17 protein-coding genes are annotated in these 21542 nt (G+C 42.5%); 4 read left to right on the plus strand and 13 right to left on the minus strand.

From position 1 onward, the window contains the following. Positions 1–243: 243 nt before the first annotated feature. The 5 genes from DXB43_RS10670 to ispE form a co-directional block, all read right to left on the minus strand. Positions 244–1383 (minus strand): Ger(x)C family spore germination protein, encoded by a 1140-nt coding sequence (locus DXB43_RS10670; protein WP_158567216.1) that lies wholly within the window; start codon positions 1381–1383, stop codon positions 244–246. Positions 1384–1425: 42 nt separating this feature from the next. Next, positions 1426–2622, minus strand: a complete 1197-nt coding sequence (locus DXB43_RS10675; RefSeq protein ID WP_117947543.1) for a GerAB/ArcD/ProY family transporter — start codon at positions 2620–2622, stop codon at positions 1426–1428. A 2-nt stretch (positions 2623–2624) separates the two neighbouring features. Continuing rightward, entirely contained in the window at positions 2625–4199 is a 1575-nt protein-coding gene (locus DXB43_RS10680; RefSeq protein WP_117947544.1) for a spore germination protein, read from the minus strand. A gap of 162 nt (positions 4200–4361) precedes the next feature. Next, a complete protein-coding gene (locus DXB43_RS10685) occupies positions 4362–5045 on the minus strand; it encodes a GntR family transcriptional regulator (RefSeq protein WP_117697986.1) in 684 nt (227 codons plus the stop codon). A 38-nt stretch (positions 5046–5083) separates the two neighbouring features. After that, positions 5084–5953 carry a 4-(cytidine 5'-diphospho)-2-C-methyl-D-erythritol kinase gene (gene ispE / locus DXB43_RS10690; protein ID WP_117947545.1) on the minus strand — a complete coding sequence of 290 codons (870 nt, stop codon included), beginning with the start codon at positions 5951–5953 and terminating at the stop codon, positions 5084–5086. Between the two features lie 166 nt (positions 5954–6119). Between ispE and DXB43_RS10695 the strand changes: the two genes are divergently transcribed. Beyond that, the gene (locus DXB43_RS10695) at positions 6120–6704 is read left to right on the plus strand and encodes a hypothetical protein (RefSeq protein ID WP_022243716.1); all 585 of its coding nucleotides are present in this window, start codon (positions 6120–6122) and stop codon (positions 6702–6704) included. 52 nt (positions 6705–6756) lie between these two features. On the opposite strand, the gene DXB43_RS10700 is transcribed toward DXB43_RS10695, so the two are convergent. The 7 genes from DXB43_RS10700 to DXB43_RS10730 form a co-directional block, all read right to left on the minus strand. Then, positions 6757–7443 carry a GTP pyrophosphokinase gene (locus DXB43_RS10700; protein ID WP_117697983.1) on the minus strand — a complete coding sequence of 229 codons (687 nt, stop codon included), beginning with the start codon at positions 7441–7443 and terminating at the stop codon, positions 6757–6759. A 228-nt stretch (positions 7444–7671) separates the two neighbouring features. Then, positions 7672–8733, minus strand: a complete 1062-nt coding sequence (locus DXB43_RS10705; RefSeq protein ID WP_117947546.1) for a PTS transporter subunit IIC — start codon at positions 8731–8733, stop codon at positions 7672–7674. A gap of 87 nt (positions 8734–8820) precedes the next feature. Further along, positions 8821–9336, minus strand: coding sequence for a transcription repressor NadR (locus DXB43_RS10710; RefSeq protein ID WP_022242312.1), 516 nt, complete (start codon positions 9334–9336; stop codon positions 8821–8823). A 24-nt stretch (positions 9337–9360) separates the two neighbouring features. Further along, positions 9361–9627: a hypothetical protein gene (locus tag DXB43_RS10715; protein WP_022242313.1), complete on the minus strand. Its 267-nt coding sequence runs from the start codon at positions 9625–9627 to the stop codon at positions 9361–9363. 3 nt (positions 9628–9630) lie between these two features. Then, positions 9631–10404: a TrmH family RNA methyltransferase gene (locus DXB43_RS10720; protein WP_117947547.1), complete on the minus strand. Its 774-nt coding sequence runs from the start codon at positions 10402–10404 to the stop codon at positions 9631–9633. A gap of 9 nt (positions 10405–10413) precedes the next feature. Further along, positions 10414–11388, minus strand: a complete 975-nt coding sequence (pfkA, locus tag DXB43_RS10725) for a 6-phosphofructokinase (RefSeq protein WP_117841732.1) — start codon at positions 11386–11388, stop codon at positions 10414–10416. A gap of 88 nt (positions 11389–11476) precedes the next feature. Continuing rightward, entirely contained in the window at positions 11477–14938 is a 3462-nt protein-coding gene (locus DXB43_RS10730; RefSeq protein WP_117947548.1) for a DNA polymerase III subunit alpha, read from the minus strand. A 469-nt stretch (positions 14939–15407) separates the two neighbouring features. Between DXB43_RS10730 and DXB43_RS10735 the strand changes: the two genes are divergently transcribed. Then, entirely contained in the window at positions 15408–16265 is an 858-nt protein-coding gene (locus DXB43_RS10735) for a patatin-like phospholipase family protein (RefSeq protein ID WP_022242317.1), read from the plus strand. Here the strand turns inward: DXB43_RS10735 and DXB43_RS10740 are convergent. Next, positions 16262–19084, minus strand: a complete 2823-nt coding sequence (locus tag DXB43_RS10740; protein WP_117947549.1) for a hypothetical protein — start codon at positions 19082–19084, stop codon at positions 16262–16264. The genes DXB43_RS10735 and DXB43_RS10740 overlap by 4 nt on opposite strands. Before the next feature lie 206 nt (positions 19085–19290). On the opposite strand from DXB43_RS10740, the gene DXB43_RS10745 reads away from it, so the two are divergent. Together DXB43_RS10745 and DXB43_RS10750 are read left to right on the plus strand one after the other, a co-directional pair. Beyond that, positions 19291–20034 (plus strand): LytR/AlgR family response regulator transcription factor, encoded by a 744-nt coding sequence (locus DXB43_RS10745; RefSeq protein ID WP_117841728.1) that lies wholly within the window; start codon positions 19291–19293, stop codon positions 20032–20034. After that, positions 20031–21350: an ATP-binding protein gene (locus tag DXB43_RS10750; RefSeq protein ID WP_117947550.1), complete on the plus strand. Its 1320-nt coding sequence runs from the start codon at positions 20031–20033 to the stop codon at positions 21348–21350. The genes DXB43_RS10745 and DXB43_RS10750 overlap by 4 nt, the downstream gene beginning before the upstream one ends. Positions 21351–21542: the final 192 nt, after the last annotated feature.

Below are 21542 nucleotides of genomic sequence, written 5' to 3' on the forward strand. Positions count from 1 at the left end.
CGGTTTGGGTAAGATTCTAGAAAAATGAAGTCTTTTTACCCAATCAGAAGCAAATAACAAAGACTATGCTTCCTTCTGCAACTCATTTTGGGCAAAAAGTAATGTAATCTTTCTGTTTTTGCCCAATCTAAGTCAAATTAATAAATTAACTTAAGAAATAATAGGCTGCCGTCAGCATCACCAGAACCAGACATCTTACAAAGATGTTGCCAATGTTACCAGTGTAACCGGGTGTCCAGCATCCTACGGAGATGTCACCAGCGTGACATCCCAATGATATTCCACTGTCAGGTTTTTCCGGTAACCGCTCCAATCCTTCTGAAACTGCAAATAAATATCCCTTGCATATGCCCCTAATTTATAATAACTGTTTGTTCCATCTGCATTCTGATTCTGTTGCAATTTTTCTGTCATGGCATCCATCTTTTCTTCCAAAGTCTGCTCTATTTCTGCTTCCACTTCCATCAGAGCATTTTCATCCTGACTGTCTGTATGAAGATCTTCCAATTTTTCATCCCTGTGCTTTGTTTTCTGCAGCAGTTCCCTGTTGCCCTGATACTTTCCATCCGCCTTTATTGTAACGGTTTCCGTCACCTGGCCATTCTGCTCCGTAAAAGCATAGCTGCAGCATAAATTACTAAGTGTTACACTTTCTGCATCTTCAAGTGAAATGCTGTAGCTTTTCATCTTCTGCTCTGAGAGCAAAGCCAGTTCTCCCGTTTCCCGGTCCACTTTGCCTGCTGCCATCCTGCCCTGCATCAGATAATATTTTTCCAGTATCATTTTATCTTCTGCACAGTTAATATAGGGAATCCACAGATTTTCGTTCTCATTTTCCCATATCCGGAACAGGCTGCCCAGGGTAACTGCCTCACTGTCCTTAAAACGTTCATCCGAGGCAATTCTTTCATTCAGATAAGTTCCTACCGGCTCTTTTAAAACTGTATCCATCTCCATCACCTGATCCGGTTCATCCTCCGTAACAAAAAGCAGCGTATTCCTTGAAAAAAGATTTTCCTCTTCCAGATACCCAAGAAATGCCCCCAGCCGCTTTTCATCCTCTAAAAGCGACCGGTTTAGAATCAATGCCTTTAAATGGTTATAATCCATCTCTCCAGGATTTTCCCCATCTGCATGTAAAAACAGCTCCATGCAGTCTTTTCCTTCCGCCAGAAGTACCGATGTATTCTCTTTTTCGCTTTTCTCATCTGCCACATCCTTAAGTTGCTCAAAACCAAATGCCATCTGATAGTTCTCCTTTGTCAAAGTCACCGCTGCTGCCAATGGAAAATTCCGTTCTTCCAACTCTGTATTTCCACAGCCGCCAAGGCATAAGACTGCCAAAAATATCATGGAAACAATTGTCACGATTCTATTTTTCATACTGCTGCTCCTTTCCACCATTTTTTCCGCTATCCTTTTTCACTATCCCTTTTCCCGGCATTTACTTATCTCTCCAATGCACAGCGGAAGAATTACCGTCAACGGAAGAAATGCAATTGCCTGAATCCATATAAACATTATTTTCCACTTCGGTAGCCGGTAAAAAAGCAATGTGACTGCAAATGTAAGAACCATTACAATTGGTATTATCAATTTTTCTATACTTTTTGCATCGGCTTTTCCATGAATCGCTTCATTTTTCCCATCCGCTTTTTGGTGCCTTTCCTTTTGCCATACAGCTTTCAGCAAATCCGAGGCATAAAACATTCCGGTATTGATAAATGCATAAATTGTAAAGAACCAGATTGCTACCATAAAGGCATCCTGCCGTTCGAAGAAACCGCCTGGCAGTTTTATCATGCTCATTAATGTAATTGCCGGATATTTCATTTTCGGCAGCATGCCACTGCCAAAGATGCCAAGCGTAATCAGATAGATTGCAGCATTAAAAATCACTGTAACACAAAGGCTTTTCCGGCATGTCCGTCCTACACGGACATTTTCTGCAAGATAGGGCTGTAAAAACAAAACAAATGCCATTGTGCCATACAGGAGCACGACTGCCGCTGTCCCTTTCACAAAGTTTCCCCAGGGATGTACCATTACCGGAGTCCAGTAAATCGTATTGACATCCTTTGTTGCCAGAAGTAGCATTAAAATAAGTGGAAGAAATACAAACCAGAACAGGATTTCATACACCCGGGCACGCCCTTCGATGCCCTGCCAGATTCCATAGCCACATAAAAGCATTAGTAAAACTGCTGCCAGCACAAATGAACTGTCCTTTAACAACTCACTCACCATCAGGTCACTTAAAAGAAATAAGCCATAGCCCGCCAGCAGAATTCCCTCGACTGTATAGACTACCAGTACAAAAATGCGAATAAAACCATTGCCTTGTTTCTTTAAAATCTCCGGATAACTTTTCCCGATGTTACTGATATTGCTGGTATTACTGCCATTTCTGGTATTACTGTTTTTCCGCTTTTCCTGTAGCAGCTCTGGAAGAAAGGTAAATAGATACACCGGCACTGCTCCCAGCAATATGGCAAATACGCCGTCTGTCCCAAGCATTTTTCCTAACAGTCCGGGAAGCAGCAACGTACTGATTCCGCACATATCAAAAATCAGGAGCCTTGCCATCTGCCTCTCTGATATTTTCTGATTTTCTGAAAACATAATTACTTTTTCCTCCTAAGCCGCAGACGATTGTGGCGTCTCGCAAAAACCGGTCTGTGCCGCAGTTGATATAATGGCAGACGCAGCAGACTGTCCCGCTCATCCCGATAATCCGTTACATCTGCCCCTACAAAGGGCATCAGATATGGAATGCCAAAACTCTTAAGATGTGACAGATGAATGAGTACCGCAAGCAAAGCCATCAAAAAGCCGAAAAAGCCCAGCCACGCACACATGGCAATAAAGAAAAATTTCAAGATGCGAAATGCTGTTGCAAATTCTTCATTGGGTACCGCAAAGGAACAAAGTGCTGTAAATGCCACCACAATTACCACGATAGGACTGACCAGATTTGCTTCCACCGCCGCCTGTCCGATAATCAGCCCACCGACAATTCCTATGGTATTCCCCATAGCTCCCGGAAGGCGCACGCCTGCTTCCCGCAACAGTTCAAAGGATAACTCCATCAAAAGTACCTCTACCACCCCGGGAAACGGCACTCCTTGTCTTGCTGCTGCAAAGGATAACAGCAATTTCGTCGGCAGTATCTGTGTATGAAAATTACAGACTGCAAGATACAGTCCCGGTAATGTCATGGCAAAAAAAGAAGCCAGAAAACGTAACATTCTTCCCAATGATGCAATTTCCCAGCGGTTGTAATAGTCATCACTGGTCTGTATGAAGGAGTTATAATCCGTCGGCAGTATCAGTGCAATTGGTGAATTATCCGCAATCAGTACTACCCTTCCCTCTAAAATTGCCATAGCTGCCCGGTCCGGCCGCTGTGTGGTCTGAAACTGCGGAAATGGAGAATACCATTTTTCTTCTGTAAGCTGTTCAATGATTCCACTGTCTAAGACTCCGTCAATTTCAAATCCGTCAAGCCGCTTTTCTACCTCCTCTAAAACTCCGGGATAAATCAAATCCTCCATATACATCAAATCCACATTGGTCTTACTGCGCAGCCCTACCTTTTTCTCTTTTACCTTTACTTTCGGAGAACGAATCCTTTTACGTACTAATGCCGTATTTGCTTTTACGGACTCGGTAAATCCTTCATTAGAGCCCCGGATTACCTTTTCTGAATTTACTTCAGAAATTCCCATAGACGGGTATCCCTTATCCGGAATCTTTAATGCTTTATCATAGCCATCTATAAATAGAATGGTATCTCCGGTCAGAAGACCTGCTGCTGCATCCGAAAAAGTATCAAAGGGCGTAACATCCGATAATCCAAGGGCATTCTGCGACAGCCGCTCATAGACTTCTTTTTCATTATAATGACACAATTCGTTTAAAAGCCTGCCAACGAGAGATTTCTCAAAAATTGCTCCACCACCGGTTACCTCTATGTATGCTGCCATACACGCAATCTGCTGCTTCTGTCCAATCTTCATGGTTCGCATTTTAATATCCGCACACCCGGAAAATATCTTCTGAAAACGTGCAGCATTTTCCTGCAAACTGGTTGTAATTTCATCATTGTATTCTGCATTACGTTCTGTTGTATGTTCTGCGGTATGTCCTGCGATATGCTTTGCAGTGTGCCCTGCGATTTTTTCTTCTTTCTGCTGCATAAATCAACTCCTTGGCATAATTTTTATAGTATCGGATGTCCGCCAGCTCTGCATATAAGCATGCGATTTTCCAGTCACCTGTGCATATGCAAAAAGGACAGACCCTGTATGGTCTGTCCTTAGTGTTTCCGTATTTTGTTTTTTTATTCCTGTTTCTTTATGCTATTGGTCTTGTTCCTGCTGACGAATCATATCTTTGACTGCTTCTGCCTGATTCTTCACATGCTCCCGCATGGTTTCTGAAGCACGGGACTTGTCCTTCCTGCGAAGACTCTCTGCGATATCCTTATGTTCCTTTAATAATCTCGGATAAATCGTCTCGTCCTTTAAATATTCTACACGGTAACGATACATCTGCTCCCGCAGATTGTTCAGCATGGATACCAGTTTTGCATTTCCGGTAGCATTATAAATAGCATCATGAAATGCTACATCTGCCTGTGCAATTTCTTTTACATCATCACTTTTTAAAGAATTTTCAAAATTCTGTCTTGCCTGTTCTAATGCACCAAACTGTTCATCTGTAATCTGTTCTGTTGCAAGCTGCACTGCCAGTTCATCTAATGCTGCCCGGATCTGTAACACATCTTCCATGTCCTTTTCTGTCATACGGGCAACCTCGGCTCCTCTTCTCGGTATGGTTACAGCAAGCCCCTCCTGCTCTAACATCCGGATGGCCTCACGAATCGGAGTCCGGCTGACTCCAAGCTTAGATGCCAGCTGCAGCTCCATCAGTCTTTCACCCGGTTTTAATTCTCCTTTTAATATTGCCTCACGAAGTGTATTAAATACAACATCTCGCAAAGGAAGATATGCATTCATATTTAATTCCAGATTATCTGTCATATATTAACCCTCCAACCCTTTTTATAAAGAGCATGTTGTTATCTTCTATTATTATAAATCTCTGTTACAAAGACCTGCCTTGCGAGCCCGCTCTGGCGTACAATCGCTGCTGCCATTTTTGCCGTTTCCAGTTCATCAAAAAGTCCAAATACTGTCGGACCACTTCCACTCATCATGGCATTCAATGCACCATTTTCCCGCATCAGTTCTTTTATCTTCTCTATCTCCGGATACTTCTTTGCAGTAACCGTTTCTAAAAGATTTCCCATACTACATGCAATTGCCGGCAAATCCTTTGTGCGGATATTCTGTATCAAGGCATCAATGTCAGGATGCTGTGTATGCTCATCCAGCTTCAGATTCTCATAGACATATTTAGTAGATACACTGACCTGCGGTTTGGCAATCACTACCGGACACTTCACCATCGGTGGCAGTGAAGTTAATTTTTCTCCAATGCCTTCTGCCAAAGCTGTACCACGCATGATGCAATACGGTACGTCAGCCCCAATCTGAACGCCCAGCTCCATCAGTTCTTTCCGCTTTATTCCAAGATTGAATAATTCATTGATTCCATAAAGCACACCTGCGGCATCCGTGCTTCCACCTGCCATCCCGGCAGCAACAGGAATCCGCTTATTCAGCCGGATATCAATGCCTTCTTCAATCTGATATTTTTCTTTCATAAGTCTCGCTGCCCGGTAAGCCAGATTACTTTCATCTACCGGAAGAAATCCAAGATTTGTCTCTAAATGTATGCCAGACTCTATTTTCTTAAGATGAAGCTGGTCATATAAATGAATGGTCTGCATAACCATCTTTACTTCATGATACCCATCTTCTCTCCGACGTAATACGTCCAATCCAAGATTTATTTTTGCCAGTGCTTTTACTGCAAGTTCGTCCATTGTTTTTCTCCTGTATTTTGTATACATGATACAAATTTATGTTATCATTTTTTCTAAAAAAGGTCAATTCTTCCTCTTATATTTTGTCCCATTCTTACCGATAAAATATATGAATAAGACTAAGAATGGATACTTAGTAAGCATTTGACCAAGGAGGGTTAAGATTATGGCAATTAATTCTATTAACAATTATGTATCTGCTGCATCCACTGTTGCCACAGATTCCAAAGTTTCTTCTAAGAAGACCGAATCTTCGAAGAATGACACCTCTACCGGTGTTATCTATGAAAAAGGCTCCAGTGACAAGAGCAGTTCTTCCCAAAAGACACAGAACTCTGCTCTCATTGCAAAGATGAAAGCTGATTCTGACAGCCGTATTTCACAGCTTCGCGGAATTGTAGAACAGATGATGAGCAAACAGGGCGCAGCCATTGGCAAAGCCGATGATATGTGGTCTTTCCTTGCAGGCGGTAACTTCACTGTTTCTGCTGATGTAAAGGCACAGGCACAGGCTGATATTGCAGAAGACGGATACTGGGGTGTAAACCAGACCTCTGACCGTATTTTAGATTTTGCAAAAGCATTATCCGGTAATGACAAGTCCAAGGCCCAGGAATTAGCAGATGCTTTTAAAAAGGGCTTCGATCAGGCTACCAAAGCCTGGGGTGGAAAGCTTCCTGATATTTCCCAGCAGACCTATGATAAAGTATTAGAAAAATTCGATAGCTGGATGAATGGAGAAGACGATTAAATCATTTTTAAGCCACTTGCAAAAAAGAAGCTGCCGGTTTTGGCAGCTTCTTTTATTTTTCTTTATCCGCTCTATTTTTTTCTTCCCGCAATAGCTCTGCTTCCTGTGCTGCCTTGGCCTCTAGAATTGCTTCGTTCAGGGATAACATCTTTGCATCCAGCATAGAAACAATTTCTGCACACTCCCGCAAATCTTTACTGATATATTCCGGTGCATTTCCTTCGAATTTGTAATATATCTTATGTTCAAGACTCGCCCAGAAATCCATTGCAATGGTCCGTATCTGAATCTCAACCTTTGTATCCACTACACGGTCTGATAAAAAAATCGGCACCGTAACCAACATATGATAACTCTTATAGCCGCTTTCCTTCGGATGCCTGATATAATCCTTTACCGATACCACGGTAAGGTCATTCTGTTTTCCAATCATCTCTGCCATACGATAAATATCAGAGGTAAAGGAACATACAATACGGATTCCTGCAATGTCATTTACATAATTGACCATATTATCAATGGTACTCTCGTAACCATATCGTTTCAGCTTCTTTACGATACTCTCCGGCGTCTTAATCCGCCGCTTTATATATTCTATCGGATTGTACTGATGTACATGCTGAAATTCATCATTTAATATTTCAAGCTTGGTTCCAACTTCTTTTAATGCAGAATTATAAAGAAAGATTATGGTATTCCAACCATCTACACCTTCTGTCACTTCAATTGGTGATTCCATTTTCTACTCCTCCATGCATCTACTGCGGAAAATAACCTTTTTATATTTCCGGAATTTTCCTCGTAAGTTATAATATATGCAATAACAATCTAATTTTAGTATAGCACATCTTTGTATAATATGTTTGTTATTAGTTAAATTTTTATCAATTTTTAATAATTATGCACAAGAGGTATTGTTTTTATTTTCTTATGGTATAACTTTTATCTATATTTTCTTAAATCTTTCTTATAAATCGAGCTTCAAATCATTTTCTTTGATCCAGCCAATCTTACGGAAGAACAGACCGAATGCCCAGGTTAAAACACCCGGTAAGATAAAGCATACTAACAGCATTCCAATCCAGTCCATTGGTGTAATGGCTGCCTTGGTGTCGGATGCAATATCATTAATCCAGCCGGTATAAATACCAATCTGACCAACCAGTCCACAGGTTCCCATTCCGGATGCTACGGCTGCACCGTTCATTTGAAGATGGAAGACGCAGGTTGCTATTGGACCTGTTATGGCGGAGCTTAAAATTGCCGGAAGCCAGATTCTTGGATTCCGCACGATATTTCCCATCTGTAACATGGAAGTTCCGATTCCCTGTGCGAAAAGTCCACCCCATTTATTTTCCCGGAAGCTCAGTACTGCAAAACCTACCATGTTGGCACAGCATCCTGCTACTGCAGCTCCTCCTGCCAGTCCGGTCAGTCCCAAAGCTGCACAGATTGCAGCACTGCTGATTGGCAGCGTCAGTGCGATACCTACAATTACAGAGACTAAAATTCCCATAAAGAACGGCTGCAATTCGGTTGCCCACATAATGGCATTTCCTACTGCACTGGCTGCGGCTCCGATTGCCGGTGCCCACCAGATTGATAAGCCTGCTCCGATGAAAATGGTTACAAACGGAGTGACGATAATATCAATTTTAGTTTCTTTGGATACTGCTTTACCGAATTCGGCTGCAAAGATGGTGACAATCAATACTGCCAGCGGTCCGCCTGCTCCACCCAGGGTATTTGCGGCCACACCGACGGCTGCCAGTGAAAAAAGCACCAGTGGTGGACACTGCAAAGCAAAACCAATGGAGATTGCCATTGCCGGACCGGTTGCTGCTTTGGCATATCCACCGATGTCCACCAGAAGCTGGATGCCAGCCTGCTCACCAATTGTACTGATAATTGTTCCAATTAAAAGAGAAGCAAAAAGACCTTGTGCCATTGCACCTAAGGCATCAATGCCATATCTTTTTGCTGAGATAATAATATTTTTGCGTTTTAAGAACGCTTTTATCTTTTCCATTTTTCTTCCTCCTTGACTTCAGCTGTCTTGTCAGTTGTCTTGTCAGTCAAGGAGTAGTTTACCATATCGAGAAAAAAAGTCAAGCTGTTATCTTGCGTAGCCTTTTTCCCGTAATTTTTCTTCTATGATGTCAAGTAATTGTTCTGAATCTGCTTCTACGGTATGAAAGTGTTTATTTCCAGTCAGTGTCTTAAGCGGCTTTGCCTTGCTCTTTGCAACCTTTGCAATAAATTCGTCCACATCCTGACGGCTTTTTAAAATCAGATCCACCGTTATCTGTCCGTAAATATCATGCTCGATTACGACGTCTAAGACTTTCCCACCGAAATCCACGATGGTATAAAGCTCATCCTGTGTCTGTTCATCACTGTGGCTTACTGCAATGGTTCTTCTTGCTTTCTGTGTCTCTTCCGAAGGGTCATAAAGCACATAGCCTTTGTTGGTGCTTAAAATATTCTTATTTACTGCACGAAGCAATGCAATATCCTGTACAATCACCTGACGGCTGACTCCTAATTCTTTTGCCAATTCTGTTCCGGACAAAGGTTTTCCCTTCTCCCCCAGCATCTTAATGATGGTATCCCGGCGCATCTGCCCTTCCATTTTCTTTCCTCCTGACACAGTTACTTAATCCTCTTCAATCACATGAATTTCCAAAAAATCAAATTCAATTTCTTCCACAAAATTATCCTGATAAAACCTGGTCTTTGCATGCCGCTTAAATTCATCCACATTGCGGTCTAACCAGATTGGTTTTCCCAAATCAAAGGTATAGCACACCTCATCTAATGCCCGGAACACCTTATGGGTTCTGGTATCCCCGGAGTCATCACAGATGGTGGTATCCTTTAACATATGATTGTCTTTAAATTCTTTTGCCCATAACCGGAACATCCCTTACCTCCTCTGGCGTGCTGCCTCATACATCAGCAGTGTTGCCGCAATTGCTGCATTCAGTGATTCTACTTTTCCTGCCATTGGAATGTGGATATAGGTATCTGCCATTCTGGCAATCTCATCCGATAATCCATTTCCTTCATTTCCAATTAAAAAGCCTGTGGGTTCTTTATAATCCGGCTCCTCATAAGAAACACTGCCCTGCAGATGGGCACTGTAAAGCTTTATTTTCCGGGACTTTAACTGCATCAATATATCCTGCAGGTTTTCCGTCACGAAAAATGGTACGCGAAAGATACTGCCCATAGTGGAGCGGATGGTCTTTGGATTAAAAACATCTACAGTGGTGCGGTTCATGATAATTCCGCTGATTCCCGCTCCCTCTCCGGTTCGGAACATCGTGCCTAAATTGCCCGGATCCTGAATACTTTCAAGAATCAGAAGATGGGCATTTTCCTTTGGTATTACTTCTTCTAAGGTATAATCCGGCATTTTCACAAGACAAAGGATTCCCTGCGGTGTCTTGGTATCGGACACACTTTCAAACACATGATTGACAAGTACTTCATAATTTTTTCCCTGCAGAACTTTTACATGGGATTCCTCTTCCATGAAATGCTCGGAAACATAAATTCTATCAAGCCAGCCTTCCGGGATTTCCCGGAACATACGGATTCCTTCCACAACAAAAAGCCTCTGTTCATTACGAACTTTGGCTTTTTTTACTAACTGAATTAAATTTTTTACCTGCGGATTTGCTGTACTGGTAATCATAATAACATCCTATCTGGAAAGATTTCTACAAATTTCATACTGATATTCCGGAATGGATTTGGTCATTGCCAGTGCCTCGTCAATATCATAATCTACGAATTCACCATTTTTATATGCTACAAGACGGTTGGATTTGCCTTCGCACAGCAAATCTACGGCAATGCATCCCATGGTAGATGCATAAACACGGTCTTTACAGGTCGGGCTTCCACCACGCTGCATATGTCCTAAGATGGTCGCTCTAGTTTCAACTCCGGTTGCTGCTTCAATTCTCTTTGCCATGCTTGCGGAATGACCGATACCTTCTGCATTTACAATAATATGATGCTGCTTTCCACGTTTTCTGTTCTCTATAATATTATTTACAAGCTTCTGCTCGTCATAATCATATTTCTCCGGAAGCAGGATATCCTCTGCTCCATTGGCAATACCACACCACAGTGCAATGTAGCCTGCGCCTCTGCCCATTACTTCAATGATGGAGCAGCGCTCATGGGAGGTTGAGGTATCACGTACCTTATCAATGGCTTCCATGGCAGTATTTACTGCGGTATCAAAACCGATGGTATAATCGGTACAGGAAATATCAAGGTCAATGGTTCCCGGTAATCCGATGGTGTTGATTCCAAGTGCTGCCAGCTTCTGTGCGCCCTTAAAGGAACCGTCTCCACCGATTACGATAATTCCATCAATGCCATGTTTTCTGCAGATTTCAGCACCCTTCTGCTGTCCTTCCGGTGTTACGAATTCCTGACAACGTGCAGTCTGTAAAATTGTTCCACCTCTCTGGATAATGTCTGCTACATCTTTTGCTTCCATATCAATAATCTCTTCCTGCAAAAGACCTGCATAACCTCTCTTAATTCCTTTTACTTTCTTTCCCTTTGCAATAGCTTCCCTTACTACTGCACGGATAGCAGCGTTCATGCCCGGAGCATCCCCGCCACTGGTTAAAACACCAATTGTCTGAATTTCTTTTGACATTCCCTGTTACCTCCTATATGTAAACACTTCTCTTTGTTCTTTATCCAATCATTTTTATTCTAATCCTTAAACTGTGGTTTTGCAATGGCTACAACGACTTTTCTACAACTTTTACATTATCTTTACCTAAGAAATTCCCAAGATCTTCTAAAAGCTCTTTTGTAATTGCAACATTTCTGTTTTCCGGCAGACGCTTCATCTGTTTTTCTGCTGCAAGATAAATAACGACATGCTCTGAGCCATCGGCATCCATCATTTTCCCATAAAGAGCACCTTCTTTTTCTTCGAAATCGCTCTTACTTGGGAACTGCAGCCACAGCTCCCGTTTCACTTCATCAAAGGAAATGATTTTCTCACAAATAAGCTTGCCGTTACGGTCTTCTTCTGCAGTTACACGGCCTTCCACAAATACTTTGGCATCATTTTCAAGATATTTTGCATAACGCTCATAATCCTTCGGGAAAATGATGATTTCCACTGTTCCCACCAGATCTTCTAACGTAATAAATGCCATCGCCTTATTACTCTTGGTATACTTGATGACTTTATCGGTAATCATTCCACCGATACGTACCTTTGCGCCATCCGATACCTTAAGGGTTCCGGTCTCTTCATCCAGTACAAAGTCTGTGGTAACGGCATTGGTATTCTTCTTTAAACGCTCCATATATTCTTCCAGCGGATGTCCGCTGATATATATGCCCAGGACTTCCTTTTCAAAGCCAAGAAGCACTTCTTTGTCATACTCTTCTACATTCGGAAGCTTGATTTCGTACTCTGCCTTGTCCTCTTCCGGTGCAATATCAAAAAGTGTCATCTGACCAGCCATTGTGGTCTTCTTTTCCTGATTCAGTGCATCCAAAAGAGAACCGTATATCATCATCTTCTGACGGCGGTTTCCTTCCAGTCCGTCTAAGGCTCCCGCTTTGATAAAGTTTTCTATGGTCCGTTTATTCACTTCTCTTCCGGAAAGTCTTGTAATAAAATCCTTTAACGTGGTAAACGGTCCACGGATTTTACGCTCCTCCACAATGGCATCAATCACCGGTCTTCCGATACTCTTAATGGCAGAAAGTCCATAGCGGATTGCCTGACCGGATACGGAGAAACCACCCTCGCCTTCATTGATATCCGGCGGCAGAATTGCGATTCCCATCTGGCGGCAGGTGTAGATATATTCTGAGACTTTGGAAGTATTGTCTAAGACTGATGTCATTAACGCTGCCATAAACTCTACCGGATAATAGTATTTCAAATATGCGGTCTGATATGCAACCACTGCATAAGCTGCCGCATGGGATTTATTAAATGCGTATTTGGCAAAGTCAATCATGTTATCGTAAATCTTGTTTGCCACTTTTTCATTGATTCCTCTTGCAATACAGCCCGGAACATTTTCTTCCGGATTACCATAGACAAAGTTCTTCCGCTCCTGCTCCATTACCTTGCCTTTTTTCTTAGACATGGCACGGCGCACCAGGTCAGATCTGCCCCATGTATAACCGGCGAGGTCACGTACAATCTGCATAACCTGTTCCTGATATACGATACAGCCATAGGTCGGCGCCAGAATCGGCTCCAATTCCGGGCAGTCATAGGTAATGCTTTCCGGGTGGTCTTTTCCCTTGATATAAGCCGGAATAAAGTCCATTGGACCCGGACGGTAAAGAGAAATGCCTGCGATAACATCCTCTAAGCTCTGCGGCTTCAACTCTTTCATGAAGTTCTTCATTCCGGCACTTTCCAACTGGAAGACACCATCGGTTTTTCCGGTTCCAAGAGAGTCTAGCACTTTCTTATCGTTATAATCAATGGCATTCATATCAATTTTTTTACCGCTGCTCTTTTCTGCAAGACGGACTGCATTCTGGATTACAGTCAGTGTCCGGAGTCCTAAGAAATCCATTTTCAGAAGTCCTAATTCTTCAATGGTAGTCATGGTAAACTGTGTGGTTATGGTGCCATCGGATGCTCTTGACAACGGAACATATTCATCCATTGGTTTCTGGCTGATTACCACGCCTGCTGCATGCATGGACGTATGCCTCGGCAGACCTTCTAATCTTCTTGACATATCGATAAGTTTCTTTACTGACTCGTCGGATTCATACATGCCCCGAAGTTCCGGGTTCATCAACAGTGCCTTATCAATGGTAATTCCCAGTTCATTTGGAATTGCCTTGGCAATCGTATCCACAAAATTATAAGGCAAATCCATAACACGCCCCACATCACGGATTACTCCACGGGCTGCCAGCGTACCAAAGGTTACAATCTGTGTCACACAGTCCTTGCCATATTTTTCTACCACATAATCAATAACTTCCTGTCTTCGTTCAAAGCAGAAGTCCACATCAATATCGGGCATAGATACACGTTCCGGATTTAAGAAACGCTCAAAAATCAGATTGTAACGAACCGGGTCAATATCTGTAATTCCGGTGGTGTAAGAAACAAGGCTTCCTGCGGCACTGCCTCGTCCCGGTCCCACCATAATATCATGCTCTCTCGCATAATGGATAAAGTCCCACACAATCAGGAAATAGTCCACATATCCCATATTTTTAATAACGGCAAGCTCGTCATCTAATTTCTGTAAATATTTTGGTGCATCGGCTCCATACCGCTTATCCAGTCCTTCATGACACAATTTATTTAAATAAGTCCAGGAATCATAGCCTTCCGGCACCTCAAAATGCGGCACCTTGGTATGTCCGAATTCAATTTCCACATGACAGCGGTCTGCAATCTTCTGGGTATTTTCCAGTGCCTGTAGTGCATATGGGAAAAGTGATTTCATTTCCTCTTCGGATTTGACATAATACTGTCCACCTTCATAGCGCATTCTGTCTTCGTCCGCTAATTTCTTTCCGGTCTGAAGACAGAGCAGGATGTCATGAGGCTCTGCATCCTCTGCATTGGTATAATGCACATCATTGGTTGCTACCAGCTCAATTCCGGTCTCCTGACTCATGCGGAGAAGCTGCTGGTTTACCAGCTTCTGCTCCGGAATTCCATGATCCTGCAGCTCTAAAAAGAAATTGCCTTTTCCAAAACAGCGTTCATAGCGGTAAGCTACTTCTTTTGCTTCTTCATACATTCCACGTACCAGATTACGCTGTACTTCACCTGCCAGACAGGCACTTAAGGCAATGATTCCCTCATGGTATTTTTCTAACACTTCCATGTCCACACGCGGCTTATAATAGTATCCCTCCACAAAGCCTTTGGATACAATTTTCATCAGATTGCTATAGCCTGTGTTATTCTCTGCCAGAAGCACAAGATGATAGTATCTGTCCTCTCCATGTACCATCTCGCGGTCTAATCTGGAGCCGGGAGCCACATAGACTTCACAGCCAAGAACCGGGTTAATTCCCGCCTCCCTGGCTGCCTTATAGAAATCAATGACACCATACATAACACCATGGTCGGTAATCGCCCCTGCTGTCATGCCAAGTGCCTTGATTTTCTCCACATATTCTTTTATTTTATTTGAACCGTCTAACAGACTGTATTCTGTATGTACATGTAAATGGGCAAATGCCATTCCCGTTTCCTCTCTTCCGCTGTTTCTATTCTTCGCCTTTTATCACTGTCTCATATTATAGCGTTTTTTGCGGAAGGTTTCAACGACCGGAAGGAGATTCTGTGTGGATTATTCCGGGGAAATTATATCAATTTGCGGCATTCGGGCTGCTACCCATATATTAACGAAATTGTTTAGAGACTCTTAGAATTTCTCACCAAAACTGGCAATGCTGGCACATGGACGTGCCAGCAAGGCACAGATGAACATGGATGTGAATTTGTGCCGGTTGCCGGAACTTTTTTTATATTTCATGAAATTCTTAGAGACTCTTAACAATGCAGTGACATATGGGTAGCAGCCCGAATGCCGCAAACTCTTATATTTTCCCGGAATATACATACAATAAAAAATGTATTTTGACATTCTTCTTCAATGTGCTAAACTATATGTGAAAAAATTAACGAAGTATATCTCAAGAGGTGATACCATGGAAAAATCTGGATTGATTGTAGAAGGCGGCGGTATGAAATGCGCTTACAGTGCCGGAATTCTGGATGCCTTCTTAGACGACAATGTTACATTTGATTATTGTATGGGTGTATCTGCCGGTGCGGCAAATACTGCTTCTTACCTTGCCGGGCAACGTGGTCGTAATCTGCGTTTCTATATAGAGCATGTAAAAGACCCCCGCTACATCAGTATCAAAAATCTGATTAAAACCGGTTCTCTCTTCGGGCTTCAATATATTTACGGAACCTTAACCAATTCCACAGGAAACGACCCGCTGGATTATGATGCCTTAGCAGCAAATCCAAGTGAATTTCATTTTCCGGCAACCAATGCTGCCACCGGAAAGGCAGAATATTTTTCCAAAGAAGATTTAGGCCGTGATGATTACCGCGGCATTATGGCAACCTGTGCCCTTCCGGGCTTCTGCAAACCGATTTCTTTTCACGGCAATTATTACTATGATGGCGGTGTTGCAGATTCCATTCCGGTTGAACGTGCCATTGCAGATGGCTGCGACAAGGTAGTAATTATCTACTGCCGTCCACTTGGCTATGTCAAGCAGCCGGAGAGTTACCGTTTTCTTTACAAAAAGATGTTACGGAAATTTCCAAATACGATTACTGCAATTGATAACAGACACTTAAATTACCGGCACTCGGTAGAAGTTGCTGCAAAATTACAAAAAGAAGGACGGGCATTTCTCTTTGCACCGTCCCATCAGGTTAAGATTGGCACTTTTACCACTGACCCGAAAATCATGCAGGAGCTTTATGATTTAGGAATCAGTGATTATAAAGCACAAAAGGATGCGCTGCGTGCCTTCTTAAACAATTAACAATATTTCTTTCTGCCAGCAGCTGCCACAACCATCAATCCAGCTGCGGAAAACATCAGAAGCAGTATTCTTCCAACCGGTGTTTCATCACCAGTTTTTATGGTTGCAGTCTTCTGTGTTGTTCCCGTCAGGGCTGCCGTATTGGAACCGGCTGCATCAGAGCTGCTTCTATTTGAAGTTCCCGCTACTGTGCCGGAACCGTTCGTTCCAGTGCTGCCTGTAGTTCCATTACTGCCTGTGGTTTCACCTGGATTGGAACCGTTTCCAGTGGAAGGGGCTTCCTTTACGGCAACTGTCACCTTTGTAGATGCAGAAGCCAGATAGTTTCCTGTCTCTGCATACCGTACGAAATAGTCACCCGCTGCAAGCTGGCTTATCTTTGTACCATCTGTAACCTTGGTCCAATGAATTTCATCTGTGCTGTATTCCATTGCAGTAGTCAGGTTTTCAATGGCTCCATCACTTGCACCTGTTTTACTGGTATTTACAGCCTTCAGTCCTGTTGGTGCCGCCTGACCTGCCTTCCCTATCGTAAACTGCAGATGTGCTGCTTCATGATACACTCCAATACCTGTTATTGTTACCTCTGCATTTCCTGCATTTTTGTTATCCGAATAAGCAACGGTATAATCCGTATCCTTTGTCAGTGTCTGTCCGTCATATACCACAAGTACTTCCGGTTCCTTTGCTGTTCCATCATAAGTATAGGTCGTTGGATTCAATGTTGCCGATAAATCTGCATCTGTCATCTTGCGATAACGAAGCTCCACATTCTGGGCAATCTGACCATCTGCATCCACAATGGTATTTCTGTAATCAGCATCTGCAGGATTTCTCTTCCTATTTGCAATAGAATAATCTTTTGGCAGGAATCCCCGGATTGTTCCGAGACTTTCTTCCAGAGCAACGTTGGCATAATTCGAAATGCCCTGACTCACATTCTTTAATACCAGCTTTGAATCTTCATCCATTGTAAGCTTCTCTAACCAGCACCGTCCAGAACCGTCATTTCCGGATACTGTAACTTCACTTCCCTCAAGCTTTACTCCACTGTTCGTCATCCACTGTAAATCAGTCAGTGCTGCTTTTGCATTTTTAAAGGTCAGTTCCTTTGTAAGTCCGACACCGCCATTGGTAATCTTTCCCTTATAATTACCATTTGCAATGGTAAGATTGTTCCCTGAGGAAATCGTATCCAGAATCAATGTATGTCCGTTCAGGTCAAGGGTTACGGCTTTACTGTCTCCGATTGCTGCGGTTCTTCCATTTCCATAAATATCTTTCACAAATTTGATGGTATCTCCATCTTCCAGGTATCTGAAATCATTACGTGCTCCGGTTCCACCGAAGTCTCCATTCAGCATTCTCTTAGTCGTTCCATCCGTTCCAATCAGCTCTGCATATTCTATGTCATATTCTCCACAGACCATACATCTGCCGGAATATCCTGCTAAAATCGGATGTTCACAGTTATCTGCATCATATGTCTCGCCGGTTGCCATTATCTGTACCCAGTTTTCCCCGCCATCGCTATATTTTACGATATCATTCTGCGTCTGCAATGTTCCTCCCAGAAGTGGCGGAGTACCGGTAGCAGCACTTCCGGTTCTGGATATGGAAAGCTCACCGCCTGCTGCATTCATTAAAATGTTGCTTCCCCCTATTACAGAATGCCCTTCTGCTCCCAGAAGTGTAATGTAATTTCGTGCCTGAAGGTCTGCATCCCCTGCAATTGCTGCATTGTTCGCACTCTGCATGGATATTCTATTTGCATTTATCTTTGCATTTCCTTCGATTATGGCAGCATCTCCATTTGCCTGCAGCATAACAACTAATGAAGGTGCCGTAATCTCTGTACTTCCGGTTGATACCGCTCCCCCTTCACTGGTTATCTCAACACCATATCCATTTTCTGCATTGACAGCGAGATTTCCTTTTACCGCAGTCTTCTTTGCGCGGATTGTTACATCTTTTACTGTTTCTAATTCAAGATTGCCTTCTGCTATTGTTTCACCCACAAGAACTATCCTGCCACTCGAACTGTTCGAATTACTGTTTCCATTGGATGACAGAAATGTATCTTTTGCTTTAAAAAATGCCTCTGTTACATTTATATTATTTCCATTTACCAGATCAAACGAATTCAGGGAACCAGTCTTTTTCAGGCTGATTTCTCCGTTCTGCTCATCCGTTGCCTCTATCAGATACTTCACCGCTCCACCTGATAAATAGATGTCCAACTGATCCGCCTCAAGCTTAACTGAACCGGCAGAGATAAATACATCACCAGTAACATCGTCTGCATCTAAAGTTATCTCCCCGGCGGTTTTTAAGTCCACCAGAGAAAGTCCCTTTATAAGAGCATTTCCACCCCTTCCAGAAACTTGAATATCTCCGGTATATTCATCCGCCTTAAGTACTGCATCTGCAGTTCCTGTAACCAATGTTTCCGTATCATTATCATTTGTCAAATAAAAGTTACCATCCCCTTTCAATGTCAGGGTTCCATTTTCAATCTTTAAGATTTCTGTTGAACTTCCTCCGTTCGAATATATTTTTACACTTCCTTTTACTTCCATTATACCTGCACTATAATAGATATATGCTCCCGGAAGAGCCGCCGGGTCACATTCACTCATGGTTCCACTCCCTCTGCTTCCTCCGAATTCATAGTATCTGCCATCCTCTAGTTCCGTTCCGTTTATGGATACCTTCAGTCCCTCTGCATGTACCGGTATTACTTCCTGCATTCCGGTAAATACAGTCATCAGCAGCAGTAACACTGCCAAGATTCCACATGTTTTCTTTTTTAATTTCATAAGTTACCTCCCAAATTTATTTTTCTCTTACGAAATATTTTTCAAAATGAATTTGTATACCAATTTCCTTTATACCATTCTTTTTGAAGGCTTGTCAATCGGGGTGGGATGAAAAGCACTTTAGTGGGATGAAAGATTCGTATTTTTTCGACAGGTATGCTATAATAATGCCTGAAAAGCCATGAAATCGAAAGGAGGCTATCTTATTGCGGTTTGCAATTGTTGATGACAATATAGAAGAAATACATATGACAGAGCTGCTCATCCGGGACTGGTGCGGCAGCCATAACATAACGGTCTGCTGTGATACCTTTACCGAAGGGGATGCTTTTTTGTTGTCTGCCGCCTCGAATTCCTATGATTTTGTGCTATTCGATATTTATCTTAAGGAAGCAAACGGGATTGACCTTGCGGTTTCTTTTCGCAGGATTTCACCGAAGACACCGATTGTCTTTCTGACCTCCAGCTCGGAATATCATGTGGAAGCTTTGCATGTCCACGCTTTCGACTATCTGCAAAAACCGATTACCAAAGCTGCCATCCATCCGTTATTAGATGACCTTCTGGCTGTCCGTCCTGTTTTGGATTCCCATTTATTTCTGACCGTAAATACCAACAAGACGAAGCTTCCGATTCTTTATTCGGACATTCAATATATTATTTCAGATTCAAACTATCTTATTATTCATACCAGCGAAGAAATCCGCTGCCGTATGCTGTTTCGGGATGTTACCCGCACGCTTTCGGAGGATGAACGTTTTTTGACCATTAACCGTGGTGTTATGGTAAATCTGGACTATGTTTCTTCCATGGACGGAGCAGTCTGCATGATGAATGATGGAGCATCCTTTTCCATGAACAAAAAGCAGTCTAATACCCTTCAGCAGACTTATATTACCTGGCAATTTACCCAACGCACAAAGTCACTTTTACACGGAGGTCTGTCATGAATCCTTTTACTGTTCTGATTGCCGCAGCCCATTACGGAGTTATTTTCCCGGGTATTTTTATCTGCATCGTTCCGGTTGCTGACTGGATATCAATTCCCCTGCGGAAACTCTTTTCTGTTCTGATTCCGGTTATGACTGCAATTTGTCTGATTTTAGGCTGCGTTGAATCCACCGGGAATTATGATGCAAATCTGTTCTTTTTCCCACTCCTGTCCGTATGCCTTATTGTATATTTTATTACGGTCCGCCTGAGTAATCTAAAGCTCTGGTATTTATTTTTATGTGCCACCGCAGCCCTTTCCTTTGGCTGCATTGCCAACGATTATATCATTGCTTATACCGTCCCTTCTTCCAATGTAGATGACAGCTCTGTTCCGGGACTGCTCTTACAATACGCCATCAGCTTTCTTATTATGTTCGTATTTATCGTCATAAAAGATAAGCTGAAATGGATTTTCGAAAATGTAAATCAGCCTTTATTCTGGTGGCTTACATGGATTATTCCTGCCATTATTACTTTTTGTAATATCTTTATGCTGCCTAAGGACTACAACAATATCCGTGTAGGCCGGGTATTTGTAATTGCCATGGTTATCGAGGTGGTTCTTTTTATCTTTTTTATAACCTTCCAGATTCTGCTTTATCTCATTGCCGTTACAACTGCACAGAAAATCAAAGCAGATACCACTTCGATTATGTACCGCGCCCAGGCAAGCCAGTATGTCAAGCTTCAGAATTATCTCGATCAGTCCCGTCAGGAGCGGCATGATTTCAAACATACCATTGCAGTTATGCAGGAGCTGGCCCAATCCGGGCAATATGAAGAATTAAAAAATTATATGGCTGACTACCAGATGGAAACCGGAAGACATTCCATGCAGTATCTTTTCTGCCAAAACATGGCTGTGAATGCAGTTATCAGTTACTATGCTTCCCTTGCAGAATCCTGTCATATCAAAATGGATTTTAAGGTTATTGTTCCCCGGAAGATTTCTATTTCTGATGTAGACTTAAGCCTGCTTTTCGGCAATCTTTTGGAAAATGCCATCCATGCCTGCTGTCAGGTTCCGGTGGAAAATAGATATATCCACCTCAGTTCTGACCTTAACAGTCCGGGCACCATATATATCACAATGGTAAACAGCTTCAATGGAATTGTAAAAAAGATGAACGGGCAGTTTCTGTCTACAACAGAAAGCGGCAGCGGTATTGGACTTCTTTCTATCCAAACCACTGCCGAACGTTATCATGGTTCTACCCGGTTTTATAATGAGGAAACGGAGTTTATTTCAAATATTATGCTGCGGTTATCTTAAGAGAAAACTATTTCATCATATGATTGTAATGGATTCCTGTTTCATTTGAGACCTCCCTGTTGCCGGATGTATCTATTTTACTGTATCAGGTATAAGACTTCAAGATGCTTTACTTATCTCTCGCGGACTTTCAAAAAAATAGGACTTAAATCATTCAAACCCTTGTTGTATAAGGTTTCTCTTGATTTAGTC

The sequence above is a fragment of the Roseburia sp. OM04-10BH genome, from assembly GCF_003462605.1.
In the GTDB taxonomy this organism is placed as follows: Bacteria; Bacillota; Clostridia; order Lachnospirales; family Lachnospiraceae; genus Roseburia_C; species Roseburia_C amylophila.

Coding starts and splice junctions, on each gene's coding strand:
- DXB43_RS10670 (WP_158567216.1), bottom strand. CDS start 1,383: ATGAAAAATAGAATCGTGACAATTGTTTCCATGATATTTTTGGCAGTC.
- DXB43_RS10675 (WP_117947543.1), bottom strand. CDS start 2,622: ATGTTTTCAGAAAATCAGAAAATATCAGAGAGGCAGATGGCAAGGCTC.
- DXB43_RS10680 (WP_117947544.1), bottom strand. CDS start 4,199: ATGCAGCAGAAAGAAGAAAAAATCGCAGGGCACACTGCAAAGCATATC.
- DXB43_RS10685 (WP_117697986.1), bottom strand. CDS start 5,045: ATGACAGATAATCTGGAATTAAATATGAATGCATATCTTCCTTTGCGA.
- ispE (WP_117947545.1), bottom strand. CDS start 5,953: ATGGACGAACTTGCAGTAAAAGCACTGGCAAAAATAAATCTTGGATTG.
- DXB43_RS10695 (WP_022243716.1), top strand. CDS start 6,120: ATGGCAATTAATTCTATTAACAATTATGTATCTGCTGCATCCACTGTT.
- DXB43_RS10700 (WP_117697983.1), bottom strand. CDS start 7,443: ATGGAATCACCAATTGAAGTGACAGAAGGTGTAGATGGTTGGAATACC.
- DXB43_RS10705 (WP_117947546.1), bottom strand. CDS start 8,733: ATGGAAAAGATAAAAGCGTTCTTAAAACGCAAAAATATTATTATCTCA.
- DXB43_RS10710 (WP_022242312.1), bottom strand. CDS start 9,336: ATGGAAGGGCAGATGCGCCGGGATACCATCATTAAGATGCTGGGGGAG.
- DXB43_RS10715 (WP_022242313.1), bottom strand. CDS start 9,627: ATGTTCCGGTTATGGGCAAAAGAATTTAAAGACAATCATATGTTAAAG.
- DXB43_RS10720 (WP_117947547.1), bottom strand. CDS start 10,404: ATGATTACCAGTACAGCAAATCCGCAGGTAAAAAATTTAATTCAGTTA.
- pfkA (WP_117841732.1), bottom strand. CDS start 11,388: ATGTCAAAAGAAATTCAGACAATTGGTGTTTTAACCAGTGGCGGGGAT.
- DXB43_RS10730 (WP_117947548.1), bottom strand. CDS start 14,938: ATGGCATTTGCCCATTTACATGTACATACAGAATACAGTCTGTTAGAC.
- DXB43_RS10735 (WP_022242317.1), top strand. CDS start 15,408: ATGGAAAAATCTGGATTGATTGTAGAAGGCGGCGGTATGAAATGCGCT.
- DXB43_RS10740 (WP_117947549.1), bottom strand. CDS start 19,084: ATGAAATTAAAAAAGAAAACATGTGGAATCTTGGCAGTGTTACTGCTG.
- DXB43_RS10750 (WP_117947550.1), top strand. CDS start 20,031: ATGAATCCTTTTACTGTTCTGATTGCCGCAGCCCATTACGGAGTTATT.